This window comes from Streptomyces sp. JLBJ103 (genome assembly GCF_058215575.1).
The window spans coordinates 5,084,950-5,097,157 of record NZ_CM177089.1 but is presented as its reverse complement, the minus strand read 5'-3'; the positions used below and the strand labels follow the sequence as shown (position 1 = coordinate 5,097,157).

At 70.2% G+C, this 12,208-nt stretch carries 8 protein-coding genes; 5 read left to right on the top strand and 3 right to left on the bottom strand.

Features of this window, described 5'->3' with window-relative positions:
• Positions 1 to 95: 95 nt before the first annotated feature.
• Both AC4BEG_RS22490 and AC4BEG_RS22485 read left to right on the top strand, forming a co-directional pair.
• Entirely contained in the window at positions 96 to 1,136 is a 1,041-nt protein-coding gene (locus AC4BEG_RS22490) for a Gfo/Idh/MocA family protein (protein WP_490701549.1), read from the top strand.
• A 190-nt stretch (positions 1,137 to 1,326) separates the two neighbouring features.
• Positions 1,327 to 1,533, top strand: a complete 207-nt coding sequence (locus AC4BEG_RS22485; protein ID WP_490701548.1) for a MerR family transcriptional regulator — start codon at positions 1,327 to 1,329, stop codon at positions 1,531 to 1,533.
• Between the two features lie 143 nt (positions 1,534 to 1,676).
• Here the strand turns inward: AC4BEG_RS22485 and AC4BEG_RS22480 are convergent, their stop codons facing one another.
• Positions 1,677 to 3,980 carry an MMPL family transporter gene (locus tag AC4BEG_RS22480; protein WP_490701547.1) on the bottom strand — a complete coding sequence of 768 codons (2,304 nt, stop codon included), beginning with the start codon at positions 3,978 to 3,980 and terminating at the stop codon, positions 1,677 to 1,679.
• A 168-nt stretch (positions 3,981 to 4,148) separates the two neighbouring features.
• Here AC4BEG_RS22480 and AC4BEG_RS22475 point away from each other — a divergent pair, with 168 nt between their 5' ends.
• The 3 genes from AC4BEG_RS22475 to AC4BEG_RS22465 all read left to right on the top strand — a co-directional run bounded on the left by AC4BEG_RS22475 (position 4,149) and on the right by AC4BEG_RS22465 (position 7,642).
• A complete protein-coding gene (locus AC4BEG_RS22475; RefSeq protein ID WP_490701546.1) occupies positions 4,149 to 4,805 on the top strand; it encodes a TetR family transcriptional regulator in 657 nt (218 codons plus the stop codon).
• A 220-nt stretch (positions 4,806 to 5,025) separates the two neighbouring features.
• Entirely contained in the window at positions 5,026 to 5,265 is a 240-nt protein-coding gene (locus tag AC4BEG_RS22470; RefSeq protein WP_490701545.1) for a heavy-metal-associated domain-containing protein, read from the top strand.
• A gap of 85 nt (positions 5,266 to 5,350) precedes the next feature.
• Positions 5,351 to 7,642 carry a heavy metal translocating P-type ATPase gene (locus AC4BEG_RS22465; RefSeq protein WP_490701544.1) on the top strand — a complete coding sequence of 764 codons (2,292 nt, stop codon included), beginning with the start codon at positions 5,351 to 5,353 and terminating at the stop codon, positions 7,640 to 7,642.
• A gap of 718 nt (positions 7,643 to 8,360) precedes the next feature.
• Here the strand turns inward: AC4BEG_RS22465 and AC4BEG_RS22460 are convergent.
• Complete coding sequence (locus AC4BEG_RS22460) at positions 8,361 to 9,650, bottom strand: citrate synthase (RefSeq protein ID WP_490701543.1); 1,290 nt, start codon at positions 9,648 to 9,650, stop codon at positions 8,361 to 8,363.
• A gap of 152 nt (positions 9,651 to 9,802) precedes the next feature.
• On the bottom strand, positions 9,803 to 12,043 hold the full coding sequence (recD2, locus tag AC4BEG_RS22455; RefSeq protein WP_490701542.1) for an SF1B family DNA helicase RecD2: 2,241 nt from the start codon (positions 12,041 to 12,043) through the stop codon (positions 9,803 to 9,805).
• Positions 12,044 to 12,208: the final 165 nt, after the last annotated feature.

Sequence of the window (12,208 nt, the reverse complement as noted above, 5' to 3'; positions counted from 1 at the left end):
GTCACGGCTGACAACCGCAAGGGCCGGCCGCCGCCACGGCCGGCCCTTCGCTGTCCCCGACGCGACTCCTCACTCACCAGACGGGACCACACATCATGCGCATCGGATTCCTCGGCGCCGGGCGGATCGGCTCCTTCCATGCCGCCGCCCTCGCCGCCACGGACGGCGTCGACGAGTTGCTGATCGGGGATGCCGACAGCACGCGGGCCGCCGAACTGGCCGCGCGGATCGACGCGGAGGCCGATGTACCGGTGACCGCCGCCGCATCGGTGGACGCGGTCTTCGACGGCGGGATCGACGCCGTGGTGATCGCCACCGCGACCGCCTCGCACGCCGAGCTGATCACCCGGGCGGCACGGGCCGGGCTGCCCGCGTACTGCGAGAAGCCCATCGCCCTGGACCTGGCCGGCACCGTCCGGGCGCTGAGCGAGGTCGAATCGGCCGGGACCATGCTCCAGATGGGCTTCCAGCGGCGGTTCGACGCCGGATATCGGGCCGCGCGGGAGGCGCTGCGCGCGGGGAGGCTCGGCCGGGTGCACACCATCCGGGCGATCACCTCGGACGCCGCTCCCCCGCCGCCGGAGTTCCTGCCCCACTCGGGCGGGCTGATCCGGGACTGTCTGGTGCATGACTTCGACGCCGTGCGCTGGCTGACCGGGCGGGAGGTGGTGGAGGTGTTCGCGTCCGGTTCGGCGGGCGGTGCCGCGTTCTTCCGGGAGGCGGGCGATGTGGACACCGCGGCGGCGCTCCTGACGCTGGACGACGGCACGCTGGTGACCGCGACCGCCACCCGCTACAACGGCGCCGGATACGACGTGCGGATGGAACTGTCGGGCGAGCACGACCAGTTGGTGGTGGGGCTGGACGGCCGTACGCCCTTCACCTCGGCCGAACCGGGCGGACCCACCGGTCCCGACCGGCCCTGGGCGCACTTCCTGGAGCGGTTCGAGGACGCCTACCGGGCGGAGCTGGCCGCGTTCGTCCGGGCCGCCCGGGGCGATGCCCCCAACCCCTGCTCCGGTGAGCAGGCGCTCTACGCCCTGCTGGTGGCCGAGGCATGTGAACTGTCGCGGCTGGAGCACCGTCCGGTGCGGCTGGAGGAGATCACCAAACGGATGTCCGAGCTGAGGGCTTGAGCGTCACTCCGGTGTAACGGCCGTCACATCTCCGCACGCCTTCGTCACAGGTGTTCAACAGCCCCTGTCCGACGGTCACTCAGCGTCGTTCACCGGGCACAGGCTGAGAGATCGTCAGCAGGTCCGCCGTGGCTCCCCCGACGGCCCCACCGGGGCCGTGGTCGCGGTGTCTGCGGGAAGGGCGCGAGAGATGACCGACCGGAGGCTGTGGTCGTACAAGGAGATCGCCGCGCATATCGGGGTCCAGACCGACACCGTACGGTCGTATCGCAAGCACGGGCTGCTGCCGCCCCCCGATCTGGTGGAGCGCGGCAAACCGTACTGGTACGGGGACACCGTCCGGTCCTGGGTGGCCCGCAGACCGGGCAACCGGCGCGGTCGCCGCGACGAACCCTAGGGTCCGCCGTCGAAGGACGCTCCCTTCGACGACGGACCCTGGCGCCGGCCACCTCTGAATCCCCGCGCGGGAGGTGCCCCTTGCGCACCGGCACCTGATGTCCCCGGCGCCTTACGGAAGGGGCGCAAGCCACCCGGAAGGCGTCAGTGCCCCGCGCGGACCGGGTCCCGCAGCTCCTCCTCGCTGCGGGGCCCGGTGTCATCCCCGCTGCCGCCACCGCCCGGGGCCGGGGCGGACTCCCCCTCGCTCAGCCCGATCCTGGCGTGCAGCCGGCGCAGCGGGCCCGGCGCCCACCAGGTGGCCCGGCCGGTCAGCCGCATCACCGCGGGCACCAGCAGACTGCGCACCACCATGGCGTCCATCAGCACCGCCAGGGCGATACCCAGGCCCAGCATCTTGGTGTTGGTGACCCGCGAGGTGCCGATGGCGACCATCACCACGGCGAGGATCAGCGCCGCCGCCGTGATCAGCCCGCCGGTGCGCCGCAGCCCGAACTCCACGGCCGAGGTGTGGTCCCCGGTTCGGTCGAACTCCTCCTTGATCCGGGAGAGCAGGAAGACGCCGTAGTCCATGGAGAGACCGAAGGCGACGCAGAACATCAGCACCGGCAGGGTGGTCTCGATATCGCCGGAGGTGGTGAAGGACAGCGGGCCGGACAGATGTCCGTCCTGGAAGACCCACACCACCGCGCCGAACATCGCGGTGAGACTGAGCGCGTTGAGCAACACCGCCTGGATCGGTATCAGCACACTGCCGGTGAGCAGGAAGACCAACAGCAGGGTGACGGCGGCGATGATCGCCGCGGCCCAGGGCAGCCGGTCGGCTATCGAGTCCTTGGTGTCGACCAGGACGGCGGCGGTGCCGGTCACCGAGGCGCGGAACGGGGGGTGCTGGGCGCGGATGTCGCGCACCAGGTCCTGGCTCGTGGCGTCCACCGCCTCACCCTTGGGCAGCACGGTGAGATACGCACTCCCCCCGGCCGCGCGCGCCGCCTCGGCCGGGCCGGGCTTGGCCACCTGACGGCCGCCGGCGAAGTGGCCCGCGGGGCTGTCCACCCGCCGCACATCGGGGAGCCCCGAGAGCTTGGCGCTGTAGTCGACGAGGGACCGGGGGCCGAGGCGGCCCTCGGCGATGATCTCGACGGCGCCGCCGGGTCCGCCGGGGAAGCCGTCCCGGATGTGCTGCTGGACCACATGCGACGCGGCGCTTTCGGGCAGCTGACGGTCGTCCGCGGTGCCGAACTCCACCCGCAGGAAGGGCAGTCCGAGCGCGGCCAGCCCGGCGACAGTGGCCAGCGCGAACAGCGGGGCGCGCCGCATGACCAGCCGGGCGAGCCGCCCCCAGCCGCGGCCGGGCTCACCAGTACGGGCGGGGCGGCCGCGGCGCAGCAGCTTCATCAGATCGAGGGAGTTGACCCGGTCGCCGAGGAGCACCAGCGCCGCGGGCAGCACCACCAAAGCGGCGCCCGCCGCGATCAGCACCACGGCGATGCCCGCATAGGCGAAGGAGCGCAGGAAGTACTGCGGGAAGACCATCATGGCGGCGAGCGAGACGGCGACGGTCAGCGCCGAGAAGAGCACGGTGCGCCCGGCGGTGCGCAGGGTGGCGGCCACGGCGGGCAGGGCGGCGGCGCCGGTGGCCAGCTCCTCGCGGAAGCGGCGCACGATGAACAGGGCGTAGTCGATGGCCAGTCCGAGGCCGAGGGCGGTGGTCAGGTTCTGCGCGAAGACCGAGACATCGGTGAATTCGGTGAGACCGCGCAGCACCGCGTCGGTGCCCAGGATGGCGATGATGCCCACGCCGAGCGGGAGCAGGGCCGCCACCGCGCTGCCGAAGACCATGACGAGCAGCACCAGGGTGATGGGCAGGGCGATCATCTCGGCCCGCAGCAGATCCTCCTGGATGGTGGTCTGGAGCTCATGGCGGACCGCGACCATGCCGCCGATCGAAACCTCGACCGGCCCATGGTCCCCCCGGTAGTGCGGGGCGAGCCGCTCCAGCGTCTTGTTGGCCGCGGACTCGTCGCCCACGATGCGCGCGGCGATGATCGCCTCGCCGCGGTCCCGGTGGCGGAGGGCGGGCGCGCCGGTGTCCCAGTAGGAGGTGACGCCGGTGACCAATTCCTCCTTCGCCAGCTTCTTCGCGAGCGCGCGGCCCTCGGCGGCGACCTTGGGATCGTCCACGGTGGCTCTCCCACTGTCGACCAGCAGGATCAGATTGGGCTGAGAGGTCGGGAAGCGCTTCTCCAACTCCTTGGTGGCATAGGAGGACTGGGAGGCAGGGTCCTCCCAGCCCCCACTGCCCATCCGGTCGGCGACACCGCTGCCCGCCACGACGGCGAGCGCGGTAAAGAGCAGGGCGAGCAGCAAAGAGAGCCGGGGGCGCGCCGTGACCAGGCGGGTCCATCCTCCGATCCGGTCCCCCGACGGTCGGTTGACAGTGGTCATGGCACGGTGTCCCCTTCACCTGTGCCCAGGCCACCGCACGACGTCCGGGCAGGCAGCATGGGTCGTTGATTGCCATAGACTGGCAGACACGAGCGATCGCTCGCGTTTACAAGAATGCGAGCGAGCACTCGCGTTTGTCAATCGAACACGAAGATCCGGAGATTGCGCGTGACCGAGAGCAAGGCAGCCCAGCCCGAGGGAGCCGCCAAGCCGCGTCGCAGGCAGGCACGCGGGGAGCGCCGGGTCCAGCAGTTGCTCGACGCGGCCGCCAGCGTCTTCTGCAAAAGCGGCTACACCGGCGCGAGCACCAACGCCATCGCCCGCGAGGCGGGCGTCTCCCCGGGCACGCTGTACCAGTTCTTCCCGAACAAGGAGGCCATCGCGGTCGAGCTGGGCGAGCGGCTGACCCATCAGATGCGGCAGGCCCACGGCCTGGTCTTCACGGTCGAGAACGCCTCACTGCCGCTGGGCGAGATGCTGGACGCGGTCCTGGATCCGATGATCGAGTTCAACTGCGCGAATCCCGCCTTCCTCGCGCTGATCCACTCCACGGAGGCGCCCGGCCGCGTCATCGAGGAGCACGACGCACTGCACGTCACTCTCCGGACCCGGGTGGAGGAGCTGATCGGGGTCAGCAACCCCGATCTGCCCGCCGACCGCCGAACCCGCACCGCCGCCATGGCGTTCGAGCTGTTCAAAGCCGGTCTCGATCTGATCCTTTCGCATCACGGAGAGGAGCGGGCGGCGTACACCGCCGAGACCAAGGCCGCCCTCTACGGCTATCTCGCCCCGATCATCGGCACCGAGGGCGCCCCCGCCCCCTGACACCCGCTCCACCCTCCACCGCCGCAGGAGCGTCGGGCGCGTCGGGCGCGTTTGCGTGCAAGGGGAGCGCGCGCGGGCGTTGCGCGCCGTCCAGGAACCGGCGCACCTCCGGCTTCCGGGAATACCCCCTAGGGGTATAGAGTTAGAAGAGTCAGGAGACCCTGGGGCATCCGGCGTCTCCTGCGTCCCAACCATCACGCCACCCCACAGGAGAAAGTCCATGAGCTCCGAGGCGAACATCGGCTCCGGCGTCACCACCGTCTACCAGGTGACCGGTATGACCTGCGGCCACTGCGAGAGCGCCGTCACCGAGGAGCTCGGCGCCCTCGGCGGCGTCTCCTCCGTCAAGGCCGTGGCCTCCACCGGACAGGTCACCGTCGTCTCGGCCGCCCCGCTGGACGACGAGGCCGTCCGCGCCGCCGTCGACGAGGCGGGCTACGAGCTCGCCGGCCGGGCCTGAGCACCCCGACTCCTCCCGCCGGGCCGTACCGCACTGCTCATACAGCCGCCGTACGGCACCGGCCCTCCTCCCAGGAGACCCAGACATGACCACCAGCACGGCTCCCGAAGCCGGGCGCACAGCACAGGTCGAACTCGCCATCGGCGGTATGACCTGCGCCTCCTGTGCGGCACGCATCGAGAAGAAGCTCAACCGCATCGACGGAGTGTCCGCCACGGTCAACTTCGCCACCGAGAAGGCCAAGGTGTCCTACGGCGCCGGGGTCGAGGTGGCCGACCTGATAGCCACGGTCGTCAGAACCGGCTACACCGCCAAGGAACCGCGCCCACCCCAGCCCGAGCCCCCGGCCGCCTCCGCCGAGCCCTCCGACGGCCCGCAGGACCGCCCCGGCCGCGGCGAGGACGGGCCGGACCCCCTGCGCCACCGCGTGCTCGTCTCCCTCGCGCTGTCCCTGCCCGTCGTCGTGCTGGCGATGGTGCCCTCGCTCCAGTTCGAGAACTGGCAGTGGCTCTCGCTCACCCTCGCCGCGCCCGTTGTCGTCTGGGGCGGCGCGCCCTTCCACAAGGCCGCCTGGACCAATGCCCGGCACGGCGCGGCCACCATGGACACCCTCGTCTCCATCGGCACCCTGGCAGCCCTCGGCTGGTCCCTGTGGGCGCTGTTCTTCGGCGACGCGGGCATGCCCGGAATGCGGCACGGCTTCGACCTCACCGTCTCCCGCGCGGCCGGATCGTCCTCGATCTATCTCGAGGCCGCCGCCGGGGTGACCACCTTCATCCTCCTCGGCCGCTTCCTGGAGGCGAAGTCCAAGCGGCGGGCCGGGGCCGCGCTGCACGCCCTGCTCGAACTCGGCGCCAAGGACGTGGCCGTCCTGCGCGACGGCCGGGAGGTCCGCGTCCCCATCGGCGAGTTGGCGGTCGGCGACCACTTCGTGGTCCGTCCCGGCGAGAAGATCGCCACCGACGGCACGGTCGTCGAGGGCGGCTCGGCCGTGGACGCCTCGATGCTGACCGGCGAATCGGTGCCGGTGGACGTCGTGGTGGGCGACGCGGTGGCGGGCGCGACCGTCAACACGGCGGGCCGGATCGTCGTGGCGGCCACCCGCGTCGGCACCGACACCCAGCTCGCCCGGATGGCCAAGCTGGTGGAGGACGCGCAGAACGGCAAGGCCGAGGTGCAGCGGCTGGCCGACCGGGTCTCCGGGATCTTCGTACCGATCGTGCTGCTGATCGCCCTCGGCACCCTGCTGGTCTGGCTGGGCGCCACCGGGGACGCCACCGCCGCCTTCACCGCCGCCGTGGCCGTCCTGATCATCGCCTGCCCCTGCGCCCTGGGCCTGGCCACCCCGACCGCGCTGATGGTCGGCACCGGCCGTGGCGCCCAACTGGGCATCCTCATCAAGGGACCCGAGGTGCTGGAGTCGACCCGCCGGGTGGACACCGTCGTCCTGGACAAGACCGGCACCGTCACCACCGGCCGGATGCGGCTGCGCGGGGTCGTCACCGCGCCCGGCACGGACGAGGACGAGCTGCTGCGCCTCGCCGGTGCCGTGGAGCACGCCAGCGAGCACCCGGTCGCCCGCGCGGTCGCGGACGGCGCGGCCGAGCGGGTCGGCGCCCTCCCGGTGCCCGAGGACTTCATCTCCGTCGCCGGACTCGGCGTACGGGGGGTGGTGGACGGACACAAGGTGCTGGTCGGCCGGGAGAAGCTGCTCGGCCAGTGGTCCGTCGAACTGCCCGGGGAACTGGCCTCCGCCAAGGCCACCGCCGAGACGGAGGGCCATACGGCCGTCGCCGTGGCCTGGGACGGCGAGGCGCGCGGCATCCTGCTGGTCGCCGACGCGATCAAGGAGACCAGCGCCGAGGCCGTCGCCCAGCTGCGCGCCCTCGGCCTCACCCCGGTGCTGCTGACCGGGGACAACCGGCTGGTCGCCGAGTCGGTGGCGCGCGAGATCGGCGTCGAGGAGGTCATCGCCGAAGTCCTGCCGGAGGAGAAGGTGGACGTGGTCAAGCGGCTCCAGGGCGAGGGCCGTACGGTCGCCATGGTGGGCGACGGCGTCAACGACGCGGCCGCCCTGGCCACCGCCGACCTCGGACTCGCCATGGGCACGGGGACGGACGCGGCCATCGAGGCCGGGGATCTCACCCTGGTCCGGGGCGACCTCCGGGTCGCGGCGGACGCGATCCGCCTGGCACGCCGGACGCTGACCACCATCAAGGGCAATCTTTTCTGGGCGTTCACTTACAACATCGCGGCGCTTCCGCTCGCTGCGGCCGGAATGCTCAACCCTATGATCGCGGGAGCGGCCATGGCGTTCTCGTCGGTTTTCGTCGTCACCAACAGCCTGCGACTGCGGACCTTCACGACATCCACATAACTTCACCGGCTCCCCATAAGCCGCACAACACCCATACACAAGAGCCTCGATCTTCAAATCGAGGCTCTTGCCCTTGTACGCCCCTTATGGCAAGAGACGCAGATCACACGCAACCCAACGTAACCATTTCAAGGGGTCGCGAGTCTAATGGGACGGTGGGGATTCGTCTTGGGGGACGCGTCCCGCTACGCGTGGCCGGGGCGAGGTACTCGGGGAGCTTTGAGCGGCCCTCCCGTAGGTACTCGTCCCGGCAGATCGCGCCGTAACGCCGCCTGTGCGGCCCGTGGACGCCCGGCCGGATCCCGTGGGGGGAATCCGATCCGGGACATGGGAAGCGCCCCGCTCCGACCCGTGGGGGGATCGGAAGCGGGGCGCTTTCTCTTTTGATTGGGGGCTCGGTTCGCCTCCGGGGCGCTTCAGCCCCTGACGACGGTCGACCCTCTTTTTTTCAGGGGCTCGGTTCGCCTCCGGGGCGCCTCAGCCCCTGACGACACTCGACCGTGCTCGGCCACTCGTTCCTCGCGGCCTCCGCGCGCTCTCCCTTTCGTCAGGGTCGCGCCCCTTCGGCTCACTCGCCGGTCGGCCACAGAACCCGGAGCTCTGAGGCGCCCTTACCTGCCTCCGGGGCCGCCCGGACGGGGCAGGCACCCATGACGAAGGGCGCCCCCAGAAGGGCGCCCCGTGCCGGAACGAGGTCCGGCGGCCACAGGTGGAGCCGTCAGCGCTGCTCGACCGGGACGAAGTCGCGCTGGACAACGCCGGTGTAGATCTGGCGCGGGCGGCCGATGCGGGAGCCGGGCTCCTTGATCATCTCGTGCCACTGGGCGATCCAGCCCGGCAGCCGGCCGAGCGCGAACAGCACGGTGAACATCTCGGTCGGGAAGCCCATCGCCCGGTAGATCAGACCGGTGTAGAAGTCCACGTTCGGGTAGAGCTTGCGCTCGACGAAGTAGTCGTCGGCGAGGGCGTGCTCCTCGAGCTTGAGCGCGATCTCAAGAAGCTCGTCCGACTTGCCGAGGGCGGAGAGGACATCGTGCGCCGCCGACTTGATGATCTTCGCCCGGGGGTCGAAGTTCTTGTAGACGCGGTGCCCGAAGCCCATGAGCTTCACGCCGTCTTCCTTGTTCTTCACCTTGCGGATGAAGGTGTCGACGTCGCTGCCCGACGCCTGGATGCCCTCCAGCATCTCCAGGACGGACTGGTTGGCACCGCCGTGCAGGGGACCCCACAGGGCGCTGATGCCCGCCGAGACGGAGGCGAACATATTGGCCTGCGAGGAGCCGACCAGCCGGACGGTGGAGGTCGAACAGTTCTGCTCGTGGTCGGCGTGCAGGATCAGCAGCTTGTCGAGGGCACTGACGACGATCGGGTCGAGCTCGTACTCCTGAGCCGGGACCGAGAAGGTCATCCGCAGGAAGTTCTCCACGTAGCCAAGGTCGTTACGCGGGTAGACAAACGGGTGGCCGACCGACTTCTTGTAGGCATAGGCCGCGATGGTCGGCAGCTTGGCCAGCAGCCGGATCGTCGAGAGGTCGCGCTGCTTCTCGTCGAAGGGGTTGTGGCTGTCCTGGTAGAAGGTCGACAGGGCGCTGACCACCGAGGAGAGCATGGCCATCGGGTGGGCGTCGCGCGGGAAGCCGTCGTAGAAGCGCTTGACGTCCTCGTGGAGCAGCGTGTGGGTGGTGATCTGGTCGCGGAACGCGGCCAGTTCGTCCACGGTGGGCAGCTCGCCGTTGATCAGCAGGAAGGCAGTCTCCAGGAACGTGCTGCGCTCCGCCAGCTGCTCGATGGGGTAACCGCGATAGCGCAGAATGCCCTTCTCACCGTCAAGATAGGTGATCGCGGATTTGTACGCGGCGGTGTTGCCGTAACCGGAGTCCAGGGTCACCAGACCGGTCTGGGCGCGCAGCTTCCCGATATCAAAGCCCTTGTCGCCGACGGTGCTGTCGACCACCGGGTAGGTGTACTCGCCGTCCCCGTACCGCAGTACTACAGAGTTGTCGCTCACGTCATCCCTCACCGACGTCCTGGTTCTCTTCTTCGAGGTGCCCTGACTCCCCCCACCTTCCCCCATCCGGACGATGGATGTGCACTCGGGGTCGGCCATAGGGCCTTTTGGCGGCACTCAGTGCCGCTTCCACGCCCATCCTGCCCCGTTCGTCATCGTTCGGAAACCCTTGCGGCATCCTCGACTCGTACATCACCGCCGAGCCGGTGGTCCAGTGCCGTGCAGCGCCGTCCCGCCGAGACCGTACGTACCGCCTGCCCCAGCGCACGCCGCGAGCCGACCAGCACCACAAGGCGCTTGGCGCGGGTCACCGCCGTGTAGAGCAGATTGCGCTGCAACATCATCCAGGCTCCGGTGGTCACCGGAATCACAACGGCCGGGTACTCACTGCCCTGGGAGCGGTGGATGGTCACCGCATAGGCGTGAGCCAGCTCATCCAGCTCATCGAAGTCGTACGGCACCTCCTCGTCCTCGTCCGTCAGCACGGTCAGCCGCTGCTCATCGGTGTCGAGGGAGGTGACGACTCCAACCGTGCCGTTGAAGACTCCATTAGCCCCTTTCTCATAATTGTTGCGGATCTGGGTCACCTTGTCGCCGACGCGGAAGATCCGGCCGCCGAAACGGCGCTCCGGGAGGTCGGGGCGGGCGGGGGTGATGGCCTGCTGAAGCAGTCCGTTCAGCGCGCCCGCGCCTGCCGGGCCGCGGTGCATCGGGGCGAGAACCTGCACGTCACGCCGGGGGTCCAGACCGAATTTGGCGGGGATGCGGCGGGCCGCGACATCGACCGTGAGCCGCCCGGTCTCCTCGGTGTCGTCCTCGACGAAGAGGAAGAAGTCGGAGAGCCCCTGGGTGAGCGGCGGCACCCCCTCGTTGATCCGGTGAGCGTTGGTGACCACACCGGACTGCTGGGCCTGGCGGAAGATCCGGGTCAGCCGCACCGCCGGAACCGGGCTCCCGGGGGACAGCAGATCGCGCAGCACCTCCCCGGCGCCGACGCTGGGCAGCTGGTCCACATCGCCGACGAAGAGCAGATGCGCACCTGGCGGGACCGCCTTGACCAGCTTGTTGGCCAGCAGCAGATCGAGCATGGACGCCTCGTCGACCACCACCAGGTCGGCGTCGAGCGGGCGGTCCCGGTCATACGCGGCGTCGCCGCCGGGCTTGAGCTCCAGCAGCCGGTGGACGGTGGACGCCTCGGCTCCGGTCAGCTCGGCGAGCCGCTTGGCGGCCCGGCCGGTGGGGGCGGCCAGCACCACTTTCGCCTTCTTGGCGCGGGCCAGCTCCACCACCGAACGGACGGTGAAGGACTTGCCGCACCCCGGGCCGCCGGTGAGCACCGCTACCTTCTCGGTGAGCGCGAGCCGCACCGCCTCGCGCTGCTCGGGGGCCAGCTCGGCGCCGGTGCGGGCGGCCAGCCAGGTCAGCGCCTTCTCCCAGTCCACGCCCTGGAAGTCGGGCATCCGGTCCGCCTCGGTGCGCAGCAGCCGCAGCACCTGCCCGGCCAGGGAGATCTCCGCGCGGTGGAAGGGGACCAGATAGACCGCCGCGACCGGATCGCCGCCGTCCGGGGCGGGGACGCGCTCGCGCACCACCCCCTCCTCGGCGGCGAGCTCCCCCAGGCAGTCGATCACCAGACCGGTGTCGACCTGGAGCAACTTCACGGCGTCCGCGATCAGTTGCTCCTCGGGGAGATAGCAGTGGCCGTTGTCGGTGGACTGGGACAGGGCGTACTGGAGACCGGCCTTGACCCGGTCGGGGCTGTCGTGCGGGATACCGACCGACTGGGCGATCTTGTCGGCGGTGAGGAAGCCGATGCCCCAGACATCGGCCGCCAGCCGGTACGGCTGGTTCTTCACCACGGAGATCGAGGCGTCCCCGTACTTCTTGTAGATCCGCACCGCGATGGAGGTGGAGACACCGACGCCCTGGAGGAAGACCATGACCTCCTTGATGGCCTTCTGCTCCTCCCAGGCCGCGCCGATCATCTTGGTGCGCTTGGGGCCGAGCCCGGGGACCTCGATCAGCCGCTCCGGCCGCTCCTCGATGACCTCCAGGGTCTCGATGCCGAAGTGCTCGGTGATCCGGTCGGCGATCCGCGGGCCGATCCCCTTGATCAGGCCGGAGCCCAGATAGCGGCGGATGCCCTGGACGGTGGCGGGGAGGACGGTGGTGTAGTTCTCCACGGTGAACTGCTTGCCGTACTGCGGATGGGAGCCCCAGCGGCCTTCCATCCGCAGCGACTCGCCCGGCTGGGCCCCCAGCAGCGAGCCCACGACGGTCAGCAGATCGCCCGCGCCGCGGCCGGTGTCGACGCGCGCGACCGTATAGCCGTTCTCCTCATTGGCGTAGGTGATCCGCTCCAGGACCCCTTCGACCACCGCGAGTTTGAGCATGGACCGACCGTACCGCCGGGGCCCGACAGACGGTCCGGAGCGGTGCGCGGCTGTGGAAAAACCGCCGGTTGTGGAAAGCGCGGCGGCGTTCCGGCGGCGGCCAGTACGGAATATCACGATCCGGTTTCGGGGCGGACCGAGCTCTTGTCCGAGTCCCGTGTAATC

Bases quoted from the DNA above. Each gene is read 5' to 3' on its own strand.
- AC4BEG_RS22490 (WP_490701549.1), top strand. From the start codon at position 96: ATGCGCATCGGATTCCTCGGCGCCGGGCGGATCGGCTCCTTCCATGCC.
- AC4BEG_RS22470 (WP_490701545.1), top strand. From the start codon at position 5,026: ATGAGCTCCGAGGCGAACATCGGCTCCGGCGTCACCACCGTCTACCAG.
- AC4BEG_RS22485 (WP_490701548.1), top strand. From the start codon at position 1,327: ATGACCGACCGGAGGCTGTGGTCGTACAAGGAGATCGCCGCGCATATC.
- AC4BEG_RS22465 (WP_490701544.1), top strand. From the start codon at position 5,351: ATGACCACCAGCACGGCTCCCGAAGCCGGGCGCACAGCACAGGTCGAA.
- recD2 (WP_490701542.1), bottom strand. From the start codon at position 12,043: ATGCTCAAACTCGCGGTGGTCGAAGGGGTCCTGGAGCGGATCACCTAC.
- AC4BEG_RS22480 (WP_490701547.1), bottom strand. From the start codon at position 3,980: ATGACCACTGTCAACCGACCGTCGGGGGACCGGATCGGAGGATGGACC.